17 protein-coding genes and 1 pseudogene are annotated in these 18037 nt (G+C 53.1%); 14 read left to right on the top strand and 4 right to left on the bottom strand.

Annotated elements, in window-relative coordinates; translation table 11 throughout:
* A pseudogene (locus KWG64_RS23870) lies at window positions 1–82 on the bottom strand (IS200/IS605 family transposase); the annotation flags it as partial.
* A 191-nt stretch (window positions 83–273) separates the two neighbouring features.
* Window positions 274–2268 carry a transketolase gene (tkt, locus tag KWG64_RS23875; protein ID WP_195823742.1) on the bottom strand — a complete coding sequence of 665 codons (1995 nt, stop codon included), beginning with the start codon at window positions 2266–2268 and terminating at the stop codon, window positions 274–276.
* A gap of 248 nt (window positions 2269–2516) precedes the next feature.
* On the opposite strand from tkt, the gene KWG64_RS23880 reads away from it, so the two are divergent.
* Both KWG64_RS23880 and KWG64_RS23885 read left to right on the top strand, forming a co-directional pair.
* Window positions 2517–3269, top strand: coding sequence for a M48 family metallopeptidase (locus KWG64_RS23880; RefSeq protein ID WP_152327750.1), 753 nt, complete (start codon window positions 2517–2519; stop codon window positions 3267–3269).
* Between the two features lie 216 nt (window positions 3270–3485).
* Window positions 3486–4244 (top strand): M48 family metallopeptidase, encoded by a 759-nt coding sequence (locus KWG64_RS23885; protein WP_218523340.1) that lies wholly within the window; start codon window positions 3486–3488, stop codon window positions 4242–4244.
* 117 nt (window positions 4245–4361) lie between these two features.
* Here KWG64_RS23885 and speA read toward each other — a convergent pair whose 3' ends face one another.
* Window positions 4362–6344, bottom strand: coding sequence for a biosynthetic arginine decarboxylase (gene speA, locus KWG64_RS23890; protein ID WP_195813867.1), 1983 nt, complete (start codon window positions 6342–6344; stop codon window positions 4362–4364).
* An 871-nt stretch (window positions 6345–7215) separates the two neighbouring features.
* Between speA and metK the strand changes: the two genes are divergently transcribed.
* From metK to ruvX, 8 genes are all read left to right on the top strand, one after another.
* Entirely contained in the window at window positions 7216–8370 is a 1155-nt protein-coding gene (gene metK, locus KWG64_RS23895) for a methionine adenosyltransferase (RefSeq protein ID WP_152327747.1), read from the top strand.
* A gap of 414 nt (window positions 8371–8784) precedes the next feature.
* Entirely contained in the window at window positions 8785–10179 is a 1395-nt protein-coding gene (locus KWG64_RS23900; protein WP_101075329.1) for a sugar porter family MFS transporter, read from the top strand.
* A gap of 75 nt (window positions 10180–10254) precedes the next feature.
* Window positions 10255–10776, top strand: a complete 522-nt coding sequence (locus KWG64_RS23905) for a SprT family zinc-dependent metalloprotease (RefSeq protein ID WP_218523341.1) — start codon at window positions 10255–10257, stop codon at window positions 10774–10776.
* A 93-nt stretch (window positions 10777–10869) separates the two neighbouring features.
* The gene (gene endA, locus KWG64_RS23910; protein ID WP_218523342.1) at window positions 10870–11583 is read left to right on the top strand and encodes a deoxyribonuclease I; all 714 of its coding nucleotides are present in this window, start codon (window positions 10870–10872) and stop codon (window positions 11581–11583) included.
* A gap of 100 nt (window positions 11584–11683) precedes the next feature.
* Window positions 11684–12415: a 16S rRNA (uracil(1498)-N(3))-methyltransferase gene (gene rsmE / locus KWG64_RS23915; RefSeq protein WP_195813864.1), complete on the top strand. Its 732-nt coding sequence runs from the start codon at window positions 11684–11686 to the stop codon at window positions 12413–12415.
* An 11-nt stretch (window positions 12416–12426) separates the two neighbouring features.
* Window positions 12427–13377, top strand: a complete 951-nt coding sequence (gene gshB / locus KWG64_RS23920) for a glutathione synthase (RefSeq protein ID WP_218523343.1) — start codon at window positions 12427–12429, stop codon at window positions 13375–13377.
* A 126-nt stretch (window positions 13378–13503) separates the two neighbouring features.
* On the top strand, window positions 13504–14067 hold the full coding sequence (locus tag KWG64_RS23925; protein ID WP_152327741.1) for a YqgE/AlgH family protein: 564 nt from the start codon (window positions 13504–13506) through the stop codon (window positions 14065–14067).
* Window positions 14067–14495, top strand: coding sequence for a Holliday junction resolvase RuvX (ruvX, locus tag KWG64_RS23930; protein ID WP_195813862.1), 429 nt, complete (start codon window positions 14067–14069; stop codon window positions 14493–14495). The genes KWG64_RS23925 and ruvX overlap by 1 nt, the downstream gene beginning before the upstream one ends.
* Here ruvX and KWG64_RS23935 read toward each other — a convergent pair.
* Window positions 14486–15508: a type IV pilus twitching motility protein PilT gene (locus tag KWG64_RS23935; protein WP_218523344.1), complete on the bottom strand. Its 1023-nt coding sequence runs from the start codon at window positions 15506–15508 to the stop codon at window positions 14486–14488. The two genes, ruvX and KWG64_RS23935, sit on opposite strands and share 10 nt — an antisense overlap.
* 22 nt (window positions 15509–15530) lie before the next feature.
* Between KWG64_RS23935 and KWG64_RS23940 the strand changes: the two genes are divergently transcribed.
* The 4 genes from KWG64_RS23940 to yggU all read left to right on the top strand — a co-directional run bounded on the left by KWG64_RS23940 (window position 15531) and on the right by yggU (window position 18016).
* A complete protein-coding gene (locus tag KWG64_RS23940) occupies window positions 15531–16250 on the top strand; it encodes a YggS family pyridoxal phosphate-dependent enzyme (RefSeq protein ID WP_218523345.1) in 720 nt (239 codons plus the stop codon).
* Window positions 16251–16328: 78 nt separating this feature from the next.
* Window positions 16329–17150, top strand: coding sequence for a pyrroline-5-carboxylate reductase (proC, locus tag KWG64_RS23945; RefSeq protein ID WP_218523346.1), 822 nt, complete (start codon window positions 16329–16331; stop codon window positions 17148–17150).
* Window positions 17151–17171: 21 nt separating this feature from the next.
* Window positions 17172–17726 (top strand): YggT family protein, encoded by a 555-nt coding sequence (locus KWG64_RS23950; protein WP_104923215.1) that lies wholly within the window; start codon window positions 17172–17174, stop codon window positions 17724–17726.
* A complete protein-coding gene (gene yggU, locus KWG64_RS23955) occupies window positions 17711–18016 on the top strand; it encodes a DUF167 family protein YggU (RefSeq protein ID WP_218523347.1) in 306 nt (101 codons plus the stop codon). The genes KWG64_RS23950 and yggU overlap by 16 nt, the downstream gene beginning before the upstream one ends.
* The last annotated feature ends 21 nt before the right edge of the window (window positions 18017–18037 follow it).

Consider the following 18037-nt stretch of genomic DNA (forward strand, 5'->3'; position numbering starts at 1 on the left):
CCTTTCTTCGGTACTTCGGCGCAAAAACTATGTGATATTTACAGTTCCATCGCGTGTGCGCTAAGCTCTTTTCGTCCCTCATTGGGACCCCCTTTTGATTTCTTGTTGAACCTTTGCAGTTGCCAGACCGCAAACTGTTTTAACAAATCAAAAGGGGTTTTTATAACTGGCTCAAAGCTGAAAGCTTTACTGAACCCCCAGCCTAGCTGGGGGTTTTCTGTGCACAAAAAAAAGCACCCGAAGGTGCTTTTTTAAGATGACATCAGGGGCAGATTACTTCAGTAATGCCTGTGCCTGAGCCACAACGTTATCAACCGTGAAGCCGAACTCTTTGAACAGCAGCTCTGCCGGAGCAGATTCGCCGAAGCTATGCATGCCCACGATAGCGCCGTTCAGGCCAACGTATTTGAACCAGTAATCAGCGATACCCGCTTCAACTGCCACGCGTGCAGAAACGGCTTTCGGCAATACAGATTCACGGTAAGCCGCGTCCTGTTTGTCGAAGGCGTCGGTAGACGGCATGGAAACCACGCGCACTTTAGTGCCCGCTGCGGCCAGTTTGTCTGCGGCTTCAACGGTGATCCCCACTTCAGAACCGGTCGCGATCAGAATCACTTCTGGCGTGCCGTCGCAATCTTTCAGGACATAACCACCACGTGCCACGTTCGCCAGTTGCTCAGCGGTACGCGGTTGTTGGGTCAGGTTCTGACGGGAGAAGATCAGGGTAACCGGGCCGTCGTTACGTTCGATGGCGTATTTCCATGCCACCGCAGATTCGACCTGGTCAGCCGGACGCCATGTGCTCATGTTTGGCGTTACGCGCAGGCTGGCGATTTGCTCAACCGGCTGGTGCGTAGGGCCGTCTTCGCCCAGACCGATGGAGTCATGGGTGTAAACGAACACGTTACGGATCTTCATCAGTGCTGCCATACGCACGGCGTTACGCGCGTATTCAACAAACATCAGGAAGGTTGCGGAGTACGGCAGGAAACCACCGTGCAGCGCGATACCGTTGGTAATCGCGGTCATACCGAATTCGCGCACACCGTAATGGATGTAGTTACCCGCCTGATCGTCGCCGATAGACTTAGAACCGGACCACATGGTCAGGTTGCTTGGCGCCAGGTCAGCGGAGCCGCCCAGGAATTCTGGCAACACTTTACCGAAAGCTTCCAGCGCGTTCTGAGACGCTTTACGGCTGGCGATGTTGGCAGGTTTTGCCTGCAACTCTTCGATAAATTTCTGTGCGTCGGTTTCCCAGTTAGCAGGCAATTCGCCGTTGATACGACGTTTGAACTCTTTTGCCAGCTCAGGGTGCGCTTTAGCGTAAGCGGCGAATTTCTCATCCCATGCGGATTCTTTCGCTTTGCCGGCTTCTTTAGCATCCCACTGTGCGTAGATGTCTTGCGGGATTTCAAACGCAGCATATTTCCAGCCAAGAGCTTCGCGGGTGGCGGCCACTTCGGCTGCGCCCAGCGCTGCGCCGTGCACATCATGAGTACCGGCTTTGTTCGGAGAACCGAAACCGATCACGGTTTTGCACATCAGCAGGGAAGGTTTGTCGGTGACTTTGTGCGCTTCTTCGATAGCCGCTTTGATGGAATCAGGGTTGTGACCATCAACGTGACGCACAACGTGCCAGCCGTAAGCTTCGAAACGGGCAGCGGTATCATCGGTAAACCAGCCTTCTACGTGGCCGTCGATGGAGATGCCGTTGTCATCATAAAACGCGGTCAGTTTGCCGAGTTTCATGGTACCGGCCAGGGAACACACTTCGTGAGAAATGCCTTCCATCATGCAGCCGTCGCCCAGGAACGCGTAAGTCTGGTGATCGACGATATCGTGACCTGGTTTGTTGAACTGCGCGCCCAGTGTACGTTCAGCAATCGCCATACCCACTGCGTTCGCAATGCCCTGACCCAGCGGGCCAGTGGTAGTTTCTACGCCAGGGGTATAACCGTATTCCGGGTGACCCGGAGTTTTGGAATGCAACTGACGGAAGTTCGCCAGCTCGCTGATTGGCAGGTCATAACCGGTGAGGTGCAGCAGGCTATAAATCAGCATAGAACCATGACCATTAGACAGCACGAAGCGGTCGCGGTCAGCCCAGTTCGGGTTTGACGGGTTGTGGTTCAGGTAATCACGCCACAAGACTTCGGCAATGTCTGCCATGCCCATAGGGGCGCCAGGGTGGCCGGAATTCGCTTTCTGCACGGCGTCCATACTAAGTGCGCGGATAGCGTTCGCAAGCTCTTTACGAGAGGACATGTTCTACTCCAGGTCGGATTAAAAAAGCAGTCAAGAAAGTCATTTTCTCAGACTCGGCATTAAAACGGCAATCCTTAATCACTCTCGTGACTAAGTTCACAGAATTCGCTTTTAAATCAGTGCGTTTTTTCAGACTTACACTATAGATCGGGCGATCCCAAAAACCTATCTTAACGCTATTCTTACAATCAGAGCCTTTTTGAGGCTGTACTGACTTTATTATTAACGTTCTCCGGGAACCCAAACTGATGAAATTCCACCCCGTTTTGCTGAGTCTTTGCGCGGCCGCACTGGTCAGCGGTTGTTCAACCCTTAATACCGATACCTTAATGCAATCCGGCGCGCAGGCTTATCAGGCTTATACACTGAGCGACGCCGATGTAAAAACCCTGAGTGTTCAGTCCTGCGAAGAAATGGATAAAAAAGCGCAAATAGCACCAGAAAGCAGCGAATACGCGCAACGTCTGAAAAAAATCTCGGCGGCGCTGGGGGACAACATCAATGGCACGCCAGCCAACTACAAGGTGTATCTGACGAAAGACGTCAACGCCTGGGCGATGGCGAACGGATGCATCCGCGTGTACAGCGGCCTGATGGATATGATGAACGACAACGAAGTTGAAGGCGTACTCGGCCACGAAATGGGCCACGTCGCGCTGGGACACACCCGCAAAGCGATGCAGGTTGCCTACAGCGCCACGGCGGCGCGGACGGCGGTGGCGTCACTGGGCGGCGTCAGCACCACGCTTTCTCAATCGCAGCTGGCCGATCTTGGTGAGAAATACGTTAACGCGCAGTTCTCGCAGAAACAGGAATCCGAAGCCGACGATTACTCTTTCGATCTGCTGAAGAAACGCGGAATTGATCCGACCGGGCTGGCGACCAGTTTTGAAAAACTGGCAAAACTGGATCAGGGAAGCAGCATTGGCTGGTTTGACGATCACCCGTCATCCGAAGCGCGTGCCAAACATATCCGTGATCGCATAGCTGCCGGTAATTAATTCCTTCCTGCATACAGATGCGCCCGCTAAAGGGCGCATTTTTTATTATCGGTATAAATGAAGCTTCCTAATTTTATTAAAAATCCATTATTCAGAAATAAATATCGCACAAAATCTGAAAATAACCTTTCATGAAGACTTTTCCTCGCTAAGTAAAAACGTTTGGTTATTCTTCCTGCGTTTTTATTTAATTTAACTATCAAAGGAAGATGGATTATGAATTTTCGCATAACTGCAATTGCGTTAGGGATCACCGTATTATTAAGTGGTTGTCAGAACGGCGCGCTCAATACCGATGCCTTAATGAAATCCGGCTCAGATGCATACAAAGCGGCCACGCTGACCGATCAGGATGTCATCAATATGACGGAAGGTTCCTGTAAAGCGCTCGATGCCGAATCCCAAATTGCTTCATCAAAAAGCAAATACACAAAACGCCTGAATAAAATTGCCAAAAACCTCGGCAAGGATATCAATGGCCGGCCGGCGAATTATAAAGTGTACCTCACCAGCGACGTTAACGCCTGGGCGATGGCGAACGGCTGTATCCGCGTGTACAGCGGCCTGATGGACATGATGACCGACGATGAAGTCGAAGGCGTACTGGGCCACGAAATAGGTCACGTCGCACTGGGTCACAGCAAAAAAGCCATGCAGGTGGCGTATAGCACTTCCGCCGCGCACAATGCAGCGGGCGCAGCCGGTGGCATTGCCGGACAACTTTCCAGCACACAGCTGGCCGATCTGGGTGAAGACCTGATTAACGCGCAGTTCTCTCAGAAACAGGAATCTGACGCTGATAATTATTCCTACGACTTGCTGAAAAAACGCGGCCTGCCGACCAAAGGGCTGGTTACTGCCTTTGAGAAACTGGCAAAAATGAGCGGTGGCAGTGAGAAGAGTTTATTCAGCTCTCATCCGCCTTCTCAGGAGCGCGCAGATAATATTAAAAAGCGTATCGCCGAAGATAAATAATCGCGAAATAAATTCGTTATTTATATCCCCCAAAATAGAATATTCATAACCTAAATAATAAAGGCACCCGAAGGTGCCTTTATTTTATCTGTCATTCAGGGCTAAAAACCGGCGCCCCTATTCGTCTTCTTCCAGATACGTATAACCGTATAAACCGGATTCAAACTCTTCCACAAACTGCGCCTGCAGTTCCGCATCCAGATCGGTTTCTTTTACCTGATCGCGGAAACGGGTCAGCAACACATTCGGGTCAAGCTGCACGTATTCGAGCATATCGGCCACGGTGTCGCCTTCGTCAGACTGCTGCACTTCAATGCTGCCGTCCGGGAACACAAATACGTCTACTGCCGCGGTATCGCCGAACAGGTTGTGCATGTTGCCGAGAATTTCCTGATACGCGCCAACCATGAAGAAGCCCAGCACCGGCGGATTCTCAGGATCATACGGAGGCATCGGCATGGTGGTCGCCACGCCGTCACCGTCGATATAGTGATCGATAGTGCCGTCGGAATCACAGGTAATATCCAGCAGCACCGCGCGGCCAACCGGCGGTTTGTCCAGCCCTTCCAGCGGCAGAACCGGGAACAGCTGATCGATACCCCACGCATCCGGCATGGACTGGAACAGCGAGAAGTTCACGTACAGCTTATCAGCCATACGTTCCTGCAATTCGTCGATGATCGGACGGTGCGCGCGGTTGCTTGGATCCAGCTGATCCTGAATTTTATTACAAATATTCAGGTAGATATCTTCCGCCCAGGCGCGCTGAGTCAGATCCAGAATACCGTGTGCGTAGGCCGAATGGACGTCGTGCAAGTCCATCTGGCTGTCGTGCAACCATTCGCGCAGTGAGCGGCGGTTTTCCGGATCGTGCATTTCATTCCAGGTATCCCACATGCTGCCAAGCGCGCGTGGTGCATCATCTTCCGGCGCAACCGGCTCTTTGAACTCGTTGCGCTCAACGCCAATCACGTTGGAAACCAGCACGGTGTGATGCGCCGTGACGGCGCGGCCTGATTCCGTGATCACCGTCGGGTGCGGAAGACCGTGCTCATTACAGGCATCACCGATACCCCAGATGACGTTGTTAGCGTATTCGTTCAGGCCGTAGTTCACGGAGCAATCGGACTGAGAACGCGTCCCTTCGTAATCCACGCCCAGACCGCCGCCTACGTCGAAGCACTGGATATTGACGCCCAGTTTGTGCAGCTCAACATAGAAGCGCGCCGATTCACGCACACCGGTTGAGATGTCGCGGATATTCGCCAGCTGCGAACCGAGGTGGAAGTGCAGAAGTTGCAGGCTTTCCAGACGCCCTGCTTCGCGCAACATTTCGACCAGTTGCAGAACCTGAGAAGCCGCCAGACCAAACTTGGACTTTTCGCCACCGCTGGACTGCCATTTACCGGAACCCTGCGAAGACAGGCGCGCACGCACACCCAGACGCGGGATGACGTTCAGACGTTCAGCTTCTTCCAGCACCAGTTTAATCTCGGTCATTTTCTCAATAACCAGATAAACCTTGTGACCGAGTTTCTCGCCGATCAGTGCCAGACGAATGTATTCGCGGTCTTTATAACCGTTACAGACGATAACGGAACGGGTCATTCCGGCGTGAGCCAGAACAGCCATCAGTTCCGCTTTTGAACCCGCTTCCAGGCCCAGCGGTTCGCCGGACTCGACCAGAGATTCAATCACGCGGCGATGCTGGTTAACCTTGATCGGATAAACCAGGAAATAATCACCCTCATAACCGAACGATTCACGCGCACGTTTGAACGCGGCGTTAATCGAACGCAGACGGTGTTGCAGAATTTGTGGGAAACAGAACAAGGCTGGCAGACGCTGACCGTCCTGCTCGCGCATGTCTTTCACCAGTTGCGCCAAATCGACACGGGCAGAAGGCTCGTCTGGATCCGGGCAAACACTGATGTGGCCCAGTTCATTGACGTCAAAATAGTTGTTACCCCAATAGGCAACGTTGTAAGTGCGCAGCATTTTGCTGGCATCACGATCGTTCACGGCAACCTCCTGCATGGAGCGCAAAGAAACAGTATCGCCCGGTTGTGACGGACGGTGGGACTGGATGTCATCAGACATAGGTAAATCCTCTTTCTATACTGACAACATGGCCAGCCACTATCGCAGTAACAACATGTGAGAACAACCCGCAAGGCTGGCTTTCAGACAGGATAAAACCCTGCGAGCCACAGCCATGGGACTGTTTTTCACTCATATCATTGTAAAACACGTTTTTAGACTCCGTGTAACGAGTCGGAAGAAATCAGGGGAAATCACCCCGGAGGTCGCAGGCTACATCAGTTATATGTCGGGAATACGATCCCGGTTTTACTGAGTAGCGTACAGATGTCGGCGACTGACCTGTCTGTAGTCAGGCTGTCTGTAACATCGCAGAGAGGGCAGACATTTCTCTGAAAGAAGGTCCGCTGAAAGAAGTGCTGCAAGGCGCATTAAAGGCTGCAGGGGATGCTGTTGAAATGTAACAACCGGTAAAAAGTGGGTCATTAACCTAACCACCTCCACACGTGCCACGCATCACCCGCGGGCATTCGAGCTGAGAAAACAGTAATCACTGGAATACGCTGGGATCTACAGTCTCTATAAATATGTACAGCGCGCGCCGTTTATACCGGCAACCTGCTGAAATTGCAAAATGAAAATGACGTCAGGATTGTTTCTATGCGTGAATATCACTGCAAACCCGCACAATAACGCCATGTTCGTCACAAAAATGACTGGCTTTCAGCACAGGTGCTATCCTAAAATAGCCGTCCAGATGTTAATCCGTCCGTAGCAATTTTAGGGATTAATGCGCAAACTGCTTTAAGGCTTTGCCTAATGGGGACATGCAGGACGCATTGTGACAATGACGAGCTGTGCTCCTCATCTGCCCGTCTCCCCGGTGCTATGCAGTGATATCTAACCCGTCGTATGTAAGGTAAAGAACATAATGGCTAAACACCTCTTCACGTCCGAATCTGTTTCAGAAGGACATCCAGATAAAATTGCAGACCAGATTTCTGACGCAGTACTGGACGCAATTTTAGAGCAAGACCCGAAAGCACGTGTTGCATGTGAAACTTATGTCAAAACCGGCATGGTCCTGGTTGGCGGTGAAATCACCACCAGCGCATGGGTCGACGTTGAAGAAATCACGCGTCAGACCGTTCGCGAAATTGGCTATATCCATTCTGACATGGGTTTCGATGCCAACTCTTGTGCCGTTCTGAGCGCTATTGGTAAGCAATCTCCGGATATCAATCAGGGCGTTGACCGCACTGACCCGCTGGAACAAGGCGCGGGCGACCAGGGTCTGATGTTTGGTTATGCTACCAACGAAACCAGCGTTCTGATGCCAGCTCCGATCACTTACGCACACCGTCTGGTGCAGCGTCAGGCTGAAGTACGTAAATCAGGCACCCTGCCATGGCTGCGTCCTGATGCGAAAAGCCAGGTCACTTTCCAGTATGACGAAGGCAAAATCGTTGGCATCGATGCCGTTGTGCTGTCCACTCAGCACGCTGAAGACATTGCGCTGAAAGATTTGCAGGAAGCGGTGATGGAAGAAATCATCAAACCTGTACTGCCAGCAGAATGGCTGAACGCCAGCACCAAATACCACATCAACCCGACTGGCCGTTTCGTTATCGGTGGCCCGATGGGCGACTGCGGTCTGACCGGACGTAAAATCATCGTTGATACCTACGGCGGCATGGCCCGTCACGGCGGCGGTGCGTTCTCAGGTAAAGATCCGTCGAAAGTTGACCGCTCTGCTGCTTACGCTGCACGTTATGTGGCGAAAAACATCGTGGCAGCCGGTCTGGCTGACCGTTGTGAAATCCAGGTGTCTTACGCCATCGGCGTGGCTGAACCGACTTCCATCATGGTGGAAACCTTCGGTACGGGTAAAGTTTCTAACGAACAGCTGACCCTGCTGGTGCGTGAGTTCTTCGACCTGCGTCCATACGGCCTGATTCAGATGATGGATCTGCTGCACCCGATCTACAAAGAAACCGCTGCATACGGTCACTTTGGTCGCGAACATTTCCCATGGGAAAAAACCGACAAAGCGGCTCAGCTGCGCGAAGCTGCCGGCCTGAAATAAGTTTTTCAGACTGTTCTGCACTGAAACCCTGCCCTTGCGGCGGGGTTTTTTATTGCCTGTTTTTAGGGGATTAGCGCGGAATGAATTGGGATGGAATCTGATTTTTAAATACCTGTGAAAACGGTTACAGATAATAACTTGTTATAAATTAATAGATTATTTTAATGATTAAAAATGTGTCACATAATTTTGATTGATATAAATCAATTTATGGGCTATTACTCTGCATGAAAGCCCCTTCCCTGCTGCATATCTCATTGAAACCCTTACCGAACAACATTCCCGATGACACCTATAAGTGTAAACGATTACAACACTGTGACCGGGTTCACGTTAAGCTGTGTACAGGGTAAATAACATAACAGCCTAAGCATTATTACAAACTCAAAACGATTGCATTATTTTGGAGACCGGATGAACAACTCAACTTCGACCAAAGGAAAACGCTCAAACAAAAGCGTCACTTTCTTTGTGTGTTTTCTCGCTGCGCTGGCCGGACTGTTATTCGGTTTAGATATCGGCGTCATCGCTGGTGCCCTTCCGTTTATCAGCCATGATTTTCAAATCACCAGCCACCAGCAGGAATGGGTGGTCAGCTCCATGATGTTTGGTGCCGCCGTCGGTGCTGTCGGCAGTGGCTGGATGAACTTCCGTATTGGCCGTAAATACAGCCTGATGATTGGCGCGATCCTGTTCGTTGCCGGTTCCCTGTGCTCCGCCTTTGCGCCAAACACAGAAATTCTGATTATTGCCCGCGTCCTGCTGGGCCTGGCGGTCGGCGTCGCGTCTTACACGGCGCCAATCTATCTGTCAGAAATTGCACCGGAAAAAATCCGCGGGAGCATGATTTCCATGTACCAGCTGATGATCACCATCGGTATTCTGGCGGCGTATCTGTCTGATACGGCGTTCAGCTACACCGGCGCATGGCGCTGGATGCTGGGCGTTATCACCATCCCCGCCCTGTTGCTGCTGATTGGCGTGTTCTTCCTGCCGGACAGCCCGCGCTGGCTGGCAGCACGCGGTGACGATGGCAAAGCCCGCCGAGTTCTGGAAAAACTGCGTGATTCCAGCGAACAGGCGAAACGTGAGCTGGATGAAATCCGTGAAAGCCTGAAAGTAAAACAAAGCGGCTGGGGTCTGTTCACTAACAACAAAAACTTCCGCCGTGCGGTTTATCTCGGCATCCTGTTGCAGGTCATGCAACAGTTCACCGGCATGAACGTCATCATGTATTACGCACCGAAAATCTTCGGCATTGCCGGTTTCGCCAGCACGTCTCAGCAGATGTGGGGCACGGTCATTGTCGGTCTGGTTAACGTTCTGGCGACCTTCATCGCCATCGGTCTGGTTGACCGCTGGGGCCGTAAACCGACCCTGAAACTGGGCTTCCTGGTTATGGCCGTCGGTATGGGCGTGCTCGGAACAATGCTGCACATTGGCGTTGTATCAGATGCCGCGAAATACTTCTCTATCGCGATGCTGCTGATGTTCATCGTCGGTTTTGCGATGAGTGCCGGTCCGCTGATCTGGGTTCTGTGTTCTGAAATTCAGCCGCTGAAAGGCCGTGATTTCGGTATCACCGTTTCCACCGCGACCAACTGGATTGCCAACATGATCGTGGGCGCAACCTTCCTGACCATGCTCGACAGCCTCGGCAACGCCAACACCTTCTGGGTATACGCGGCGCTGAACGTTGTGTTCATCTTCATCACCATTGCGCTGATCCCTGAGACCAAAAACGTCTCCCTGGAACACATCGAACGCAACCTGATGAAAGGTGAAGCACTGCGCGACATCGGTAAGTAAGCCCGCCATTCCTCCCCTGCAAAGGGGAGGAATTCAATATTGCATCTCGCTTCCCACAGATTTATCCTTCGCCTGATGAAAACCTCACGCCTTCCCATCGCCCTGCAACAAGCCGTCATGCGCTGCCTGCGGGAAAAACTCCAGATGGCAAATCAGTTTTTTGGCACCGATTACGCGGAGCCGGAAATCACATATCAGCAACGCGGCACCAGCGCGGGCAGCGCGTACCTCCAGCACTGGCAAATCCGTCTTAACCCCGTCTTGCTGATGGAAAACCAGCAGCCTTTTATTGATGAAGTGGTTCCGCACGAGCTGGCGCATTTGCTGGTTTACCGGCGTTTCGGGCGGTCACCGGCTCCGCACGGTAAAGAATGGCACTGGATGATGGAGCACGTGCTGGGCGTTTCGGCCAGCCGGACGCACAAGTTCGAAGTCGCCTCCGTGCAAAGTAAAACGTACCCGTATCTGTGCGCCTGCCGTGACCATCAGCTGACGGTTCGCCGCCACAATAAGGTGATGCGTAAAGAGTCGGAATACCGCTGCCGGCATTGCGGCGAGCTGTTACGCTTTAACGCTAAAGGCACCGCTAACTGCTGATTTTTCAATCACTAAATAGCCATATTGTCTGATTGTCACACCGCTTCGCATCCGTTACCCTTGCGACCTTTTACACTCGGGCTATTCGGAAACATGTTTCGTAAAACACTTTTATCCTTTCTGTTTATCGGTGCTCTGGCACCGCTGAGCGCTTTCAGCCAGTCTGGCAACGCCATCAATAATTTCACTCAGGCCAAAGCGGCAGCGGTCAAAATCAATCAGGGTGCGCCGACGTTTTACTGCGGCTGTGACATCAGCTGGCTGGGAAAAAAAGGGACACCGGATCTGAAATCCTGCGGCTATGAAGTCCGCAAAAGCGAGCAACGTGCCAACCGTATTGAATGGGAACACGTTGTGCCCGCCTGGCAGTTTGGCCACCAGATGCAATGCTGGCAGGATGGCGGACGTAAAAACTGCGCGAAAAGCGCCGACTATCGCCAGATAGAAACGGATTTGCACAACCTCGAACCGGCTATCGGCGAAGTGAACGGCGATCGCAACAACTTCATGTACAGCCAGTGGAACGGCGGTGAAGGCCAGTACGGCAAATGCGGGATGAAAATCGACTTCAAAGCCAAAGCCGCCGAGCCGCCAGCCCGTGCGCGCGGCGCCATCGCCCGCACCTATTTCTACATGCGCGATCAGTACAAACTGAATCTGTCACGCCAGCAAACTCAGCTGTTTACCGCCTGGGATCGCCAGTATCCGGTCACTGCCTGGGAATGCGAACGCGACAACCGTATTGCGAATGTGCAGGGAAATCATAATCCGTACGTTCAGCAGGCTTGCGCGCAAAGAAAAAGCTAACTTAGTATTAAACTCATCATCAGAGCACATTAGTTCGCGACAATGCGGGCTAATGTCGCCAAAATAACCCCTCTCAAGACTTTAAGGACAGCAGCCTCACATGCGCATACCTCGCATTTATCACCCTGAACCGTTAACCGCGCACAGCGAAATTGCGCTCAGTGAAGATGCCGCGAATCACGTCGGGCGCGTTCTGCGCATGCAGCCTGGTCAGGTCATTCAGCTTTTTGACGGCAGTAATCAGATCTTCGACGCCAGCATTACGCAGGTGGATAAGAAGAACGTGCGCGTCAGCCTGGGCGAAGGCGTGCTGTCAGACAATGAATCGCCGCTGAATCTGCATCTCGGCCAGGTGATTTCACGCGGCGAGAAGATGGAATTCACCATTCAGAAATCCATCGAGCTGGGCGTGAATACGATTACGCCGCTGTTTTCCGAACGCTGTGGCGTGAAACTGGACGGTGAGCGTCTGGAAAAGAAATTGCAGCAGTGGCAGAAAATCGCCATCGCTGCCTGCGAGCAGTGTGGCCGAAACCGCATTCCGGAAATTCGTCCGGTCATGCAGCTGGAAGCCTGGTGCGCAGAGCAGGACGACAGCCTGAAGCTGAACCTGCATCCTCGCGCCAGCCACAGCATCAATACCTTGCCGCTGCCGGTGAATCATGTTCGCCTGCTGATCGGCCCGGAAGGCGGTTTATCCGCCGACGAAATTGCAATGACCTCCGGTTACGGATTTACTGATATCCTGCTGGGACCCCGTGTTCTGCGTACAGAAACTACAGCTCTCACCGCGATAACGGCCTTACAGGTCCGTTTCGGCGATCTGGGTTAAGAGGAGACCAAATGATCAAGCTTGGCATCGTGATGGACCCGATTTCTTCCATTAACATCAAAAAAGACACCAGTTTCGCAATGTTGCTCGAAGCGCAGAGTCGTGGCTACGAGCTGCATTACATGGAAATGAATTCCCTGTATCTGCGCGGCGGCGAAGGCCGTGCAACCACCAAAAAGCTCAGCGTGAAACAAGATTACGACGGCTGGTATGAATTCGGCACCGAACAGGATATCGCCCTGCAGGAGCTCGACGTGATCCTGATGCGTAAAGATCCGCCTTTCGATACCGAATTTATTTATGCCACTTACATCCTTGAACGCGCCGAAGAAAAAGGCACGCTGATCGTTAACAAACCGCAGAGCCTGCGCGATTGTAACGAAAAGCTGTTCACCGCCTGGTTCCCGGAACTGACGCCGGACACGCTGGTAACACGCAACGCGGCGCAGCTGAAAGCGTTCCATAAAGAACATACCGATGTGATCCTCAAGCCGCTCGACGGCATGGGCGGCGCATCAATCTTCCGCCTGAAACCGGAAGACGCGAACGTTTCCGTTGTCATCGAAACGCTAACCGAGCACGGCAGCCGTTTCTGTATGGCGCAGAACTATCTGCCTGCCATTAAAGACGGCGACAAACGCATTCTGGTTGTTGACGGCGAACCCGTGCCTTACTGCCTGGCGCGTATTCCTGCACAAGGTGAAACCCGTGGCAATCTGGCCGCCGGTGGCCGCGGTGAAGCACGTCCGCTGAGCGAAAGCGACTGGGCGATTGCCCGCACCGTTGCACCAATCCTCAAGCAAAAAGGCCTGATTTTTGTTGGTCTGGATATCATCGGCGATCGCCTGACCGAAATTAACGTCACCAGCCCGACCTGTGCGCGTGAAATCGAAGCAGCATTCCCGATTTCCATCACCGGTATGCTGATGGACGCTATCGAAAAACGTCTGGCTGCACGCTGATCACGCAATACCGTCATTAACGGGTTATCCGCTCTGCCGGATAGCCCGCTTTTTTTGATGACGCTGACGTAATAAACTGGCTTGTCTGATTTTGTTTCTATTTTGAGGTTAAACATCCTACATACCATGAATCTACAACATCACTTTCTTATTGCGATGCCCGGACTGGACGAACCCCAGTTCAAACGTTCGGTCGTGTATATCTGCGAACATAATGAAGACGGCGCAATGGGTCTGGTGATTAATAAACTGGTCGAAGATTTCACCGTCGAAAATGTGCTCGATAAACTCGATATCAGCCCTGAGCCACGCGATCCGGCGATCCGCCTCGACCGTCCGGTATTTTCCGGCGGCCCTCTGGCAGACGATCGTGGTTTTATTTTGCATACGCCGCGTGAAGGTTTTGGTTCCAGTATCCGGATTTCAGACTGCACCATGATCACCACCTCCAAAGACGTTCTCGAAACCCTGGGCACGCCTGACCAGCCGAAAAATGTGCTGGTGGCGCTAGGGTATGCGGCCTGGGAACAGGGGCAGCTGGAGCAGGAATTGCTGGAAAACTCATGGCTGACCATTGAAGCGAGCAGCGACATTCTGTTCCACACTCCGATTGCAGACCGCTGGCGTGAAGCCGCGAAAATGATCGGCGTGGATGTCAGCCAGCTCGCCACCCACGCAGGGCACGCATAATGGGTAACCGCACAGTCTTCGCCTTCGACTTCGGCACGAAAAGCATCGGCCTTGCGATCGGCCAGGAAGTCACCGGCACGGCGCGCCCGCTGACGTCGTTTAAAGCGCAGGACGGCACGCCGGACTGGCAGAAGATCGAAAAGCTGCTGAAAGAATGGCTTCCGGATCTCGTCGTGGTTGGCCTGCCGCTGAACATGGACGGCACAGAACAGCCGCTGACGGCGCGTGCGCGAAAGTTTGCCAACCGTCTGCATGGCCGTTTTGGCGTTCAGGTGGAGCTGCATGATGAACGTCTGAGCACCGTTGAAGCCCGCGCGGATTTGTTTGACCGTGGCGGTTTTCGCGCGCTGGACAAAGGCAGCGTGGACGCGGCTTCGGCGGTCATCATTCTGGAAAGCTGGTTCGAGAAACAATGGAGTCAGTCCTGATCCGCAGCCAGTAACCCGGCGCTTTGCCGCTGCTGGCGGCTCTGCGCAAATGTCTGCATTCCGGCCTGTGCGCCGGTTTGCAGCACATCCGCCAGCTGATGCGTTTTCCCCTCGCGGATCAGATTGCACACGCCCGGCGTTGATGTCAGCACTTCAAACAATGCCACCCTTCCGCCCTGCTGTGCCTCCGTCGCTTTCGTTACCGCCAGTTTTTGGGCAATCACCGCCCGCAAACTGCCAGCCAGTTGTGCCCGGACAAACGCCTTTTCTTCTGCGGGAAAAACATCGACCAGCCGGTCAATCGCCTGCGTGGCATTGCGCGTATGCAAGGTTGCCAGCACCAGATGCCCGGTTTCTGCCGCAGTCAGCGCCAGCCGGATACTTTCGGTATCACGCAGTTCACCCAGCAGCAACACATCCGGATCCTCACGCAGGGCACCGCGCACGGCCTCAGAGAAAGAACGCGTATGCTGCCCCAGCTCACGCTGCTGGATCAGGCAACGACGGCTGGTATGAATCAGCTCAATGGGATCCTCAAGCGTAATGATGTGCCGTGCCGTATGCCGGTTGAGATGATCAATCAGTGCCGCCAGCGTGGTGGATTTCCCGCTGCCGGTCGCGCCGGTAACCAGAATCAAGCCATCCTCCTGCATAATCAGCCGCTGCAAAACGTCAGGCGCGTGAAGCGTGGTCAGATCCGGGCAATGCGCCGGAATGGGTCTCAGCGCCGCGGAAAGCCCGTGCCATTGCTGAAAAATGTTGAGACGCATCCGCACGCCCGCCCCGAGCGTCAGCGCTTTATCCACCTGTCCGGCCTGATGCAGACAGGCAAGCTGCGCGGTATCCAGCCACTGCTGGCTGAGTGCCTGCATCACCGACGCCTTCACAACCGGCATATCTTCACAGCGGCATAATTCGCCATCAATGCGTAACATTGGCGGATAGCCGGTACAAAGGTGCAGATCAGAGGCATTTTGCTTTACACTACGCCCCACTAATCCATCAATATCCATGTTGAAATCCTCCCGAGTCCTTATGAGCCTGAGTCAGCAAAACGCTATTGAGCAGAACTTACAGAATGTCCGCGAGAAAATCGCAGCCGCTGCACAGCTTTGCGGCAGGTCTCCAGAAGAAGTTACTTTGCTTGCAGTCAGCAAAACGAAACCTGCGAGCGCTGTCGAAGAAGCTATCGCCGCCGGGCAGTTTGCCTTCGGTGAAAACTACGTGCAGGAAGGCGTGGATAAGATTGCCCACTTTGCCGGGCATCAGCCTGCGCTCACCTGGCATTTCATCGGGCCATTGCAATCAAACAAAAGCCGTCTCGTTGCAGAGAATTTCGACTGGTGCCATACGATTGACCGTCTGAAAATCGCCCAGCGCCTCAATGAACAACGCCCGGCTGATTTCGCGCCATTGCAGGTTTTGATTCAGGTGAATATCAGCGATGAAGCCAGTAAATCCGGTATTGCGCTGGAAGACGTTGCGGAGCTGGCGGCGCAAATCATGGCGATGCCTAATCTGAATCTGCGCGGCCTGATGGCAATTCCGGCGGCAGAAACCGACTACGCTCGCCAACTGGACGTTTTCAGCCAGATGCGCGACGCACTGAAGGCATTGCAGGTCATTTGCCCGCAGGCGGATACGCTTTCAATGGGCATGACTGACGATATGCCGGCAGCCATTGCGGCGGGCAGCACCATGGTGCGTATCGGGACGGCGATTTTTGGTGCCCGCGATTACAGCGCCAAACAGTAACCTCTGCGATGCAGTAAACTGTTTTAAATCATCTATAAATGACTTACTTATCCCCTGTTCTGACAGCAAGGAGCACCAATGCAACATCGTAAACTCTGTTTTATCGGCGCCGGTAACATGGCAGGCGCGATTATTGCGGGTCTGGTCGAAAGCGGCTATCCGGCAAATCTGGTCAGCGTTTGTGCCCCTTCCACCACGCACCGCGACGCGCTGGCTGAAAAATATGGCGTAAAAAGCAGCAGCGATAACAGCGGCTGCGCAAAAGACGCTGATGTGGTGGTACTTTCTGTAAAACCACAAATGATGGCCGATGTATGTAAAGCACTGCAAAAAGACGTGGATTTTAGCGACAAGCTGGTACTGTCGATTGCCGCAGGCGTCAGCGTGGCGCGTTTCTGCGAGCTGCTGGGCGATAATCTGAACATTGTGCGTATTATGCCTAACACGCCGTCTCTAGTCGGAAAAGGCATGAGCGGTTTGTTCGCGCCAGAACAGGTTTCACAGGCTGACCGCGATTACAGCGGCAAGCTGATGACCGCCGTCGGCAAAGTGTGCTGGGTCGATACCGAAGAAGGCATCAACCATATTATTGCTGCCGCGGGCAGCGCACCGGCGTATTTCTTCCTGTTTATGGAAGCGATGCAGGCTGAAGCGCAGCGTTTAGGCTTTAGTGCAGAAGCGGCGCGGATGCTGGTGGAACAGGCTGCAAGCGGGGCGACTGCGCTGGTCGCCGCCAGCCCGGACACGCCATTGTCACAACTTCGTGAGAATGTGACGTCCAAAGGCGGCACGACGTTTGAAGCACTGAAAGTTTTCACCGATCGTAAATTACCGGAGATTGTCTCCGAAGCCATGCAGGCCGCCATTACCCGCGCACAGGAAATGGAAAAACAGTTTTAACATACTTAGATAAGGCAATTTATGCTGACCAATTTGTTAGTCATGGTAATTAATACTTACGCAATGATTTTGCTTCTCCGCATCTGGATGCAGTGGGCGCGGACAGATTTTTATAATCCGTTATCCCAGTTTGTCGTGAAAGTGACACAGCCGGTTATCCGTCCGCTTCGCCGGGTGATCCCGCCGCTGGGGCCGATTGACAGCGCGTCATTGCTGATTGCGTTCCTGCTGCTGACGCTCAAATACCCGCTGATGGAGCTGATTATCAGCGGCGGGATTTCACTGAGCCTGGTGAATTTGCTGGCGGGTCTGGTTTCGTTAATCAAAACCGCAGGCTCGCTGATTTTCTGGGTTGTGATTATCCGCTCCCTGCTGAGCTGGGTGACGCAGGGTCGTGGCCCGATGGATTATCTGCTGATGCAGTTAACCGAACCGCTGATGGGGCCGATTCGCCGCATCTTACCCGCGCTGGGTGGCATCGATTTTTCAGGCATGATTATCGTGATTATTCTTTATATTCTCGATAATTTCTTCGCGAACTTAAATTACATCGGAACGTTATGGCAGTTGCCGTAAATCCGGTGAGCTGGCAGTCCGACGCGCTGGTTTTGCGGTTGATTATTCAGCCCAAAGCCAGCCGCGACAGCCTGGTCGGTTTGCATGGCGATGAATTCAAAGTCGCCATCACCGCGCCACCGGTGGACGGTCAGGCCAACACGCATCTGGTGAAATTTCTCGCCAAAAAGTTTAAAGTCGCCAAAAGTCAGATAAGCATTGAAAAGGGCGAGCTGGGCCGCCATAAACAAGTCCGCATTACGAATCCGCAAAATATCCCGACCGAGGTCGCGGTACTGCTCGCTGAATAAACTCATTTCAGATGGTCTTCA

The organism is Rahnella sp. PD12R, assembly GCF_019200965.1.
Taxonomy (GTDB): Bacteria; Pseudomonadota; Gammaproteobacteria; order Enterobacterales; family Enterobacteriaceae; genus Rahnella; species Rahnella laticis.

Excerpts from the sequence above, each read along its gene's own strand:
- tkt (WP_195823742.1), bottom strand. The coding sequence starts at position 2,268 with ATGTCCTCTCGTAAAGAGCTTGCGAACGCTATCCGCGCACTTAGTATG.
- KWG64_RS23880 (WP_152327750.1), top strand. The coding sequence starts at position 2,517 with ATGAAATTCCACCCCGTTTTGCTGAGTCTTTGCGCGGCCGCACTGGTC.
- KWG64_RS23885 (WP_218523340.1), top strand. The coding sequence starts at position 3,486 with ATGAATTTTCGCATAACTGCAATTGCGTTAGGGATCACCGTATTATTA.
- speA (WP_195813867.1), bottom strand. The coding sequence starts at position 6,344 with ATGTCTGATGACATCCAGTCCCACCGTCCGTCACAACCGGGCGATACT.
- metK (WP_152327747.1), top strand. The coding sequence starts at position 7,216 with ATGGCTAAACACCTCTTCACGTCCGAATCTGTTTCAGAAGGACATCCA.
- KWG64_RS23900 (WP_101075329.1), top strand. The coding sequence starts at position 8,785 with ATGAACAACTCAACTTCGACCAAAGGAAAACGCTCAAACAAAAGCGTC.
- KWG64_RS23905 (WP_218523341.1), top strand. The coding sequence starts at position 10,255 with ATGAAAACCTCACGCCTTCCCATCGCCCTGCAACAAGCCGTCATGCGC.
- endA (WP_218523342.1), top strand. The coding sequence starts at position 10,870 with ATGTTTCGTAAAACACTTTTATCCTTTCTGTTTATCGGTGCTCTGGCA.
- rsmE (WP_195813864.1), top strand. The coding sequence starts at position 11,684 with ATGCGCATACCTCGCATTTATCACCCTGAACCGTTAACCGCGCACAGC.
- gshB (WP_218523343.1), top strand. The coding sequence starts at position 12,427 with ATGATCAAGCTTGGCATCGTGATGGACCCGATTTCTTCCATTAACATC.
- KWG64_RS23925 (WP_152327741.1), top strand. The coding sequence starts at position 13,504 with ATGAATCTACAACATCACTTTCTTATTGCGATGCCCGGACTGGACGAA.
- ruvX (WP_195813862.1), top strand. The coding sequence starts at position 14,067 with ATGGGTAACCGCACAGTCTTCGCCTTCGACTTCGGCACGAAAAGCATC.
- KWG64_RS23935 (WP_218523344.1), bottom strand. The coding sequence starts at position 15,508 with ATGGATATTGATGGATTAGTGGGGCGTAGTGTAAAGCAAAATGCCTCT.
- KWG64_RS23940 (WP_218523345.1), top strand. The coding sequence starts at position 15,531 with ATGAGCCTGAGTCAGCAAAACGCTATTGAGCAGAACTTACAGAATGTC.
- proC (WP_218523346.1), top strand. The coding sequence starts at position 16,329 with ATGCAACATCGTAAACTCTGTTTTATCGGCGCCGGTAACATGGCAGGC.
- KWG64_RS23950 (WP_104923215.1), top strand. The coding sequence starts at position 17,172 with ATGCTGACCAATTTGTTAGTCATGGTAATTAATACTTACGCAATGATT.
- yggU (WP_218523347.1), top strand. The coding sequence starts at position 17,711 with ATGGCAGTTGCCGTAAATCCGGTGAGCTGGCAGTCCGACGCGCTGGTT.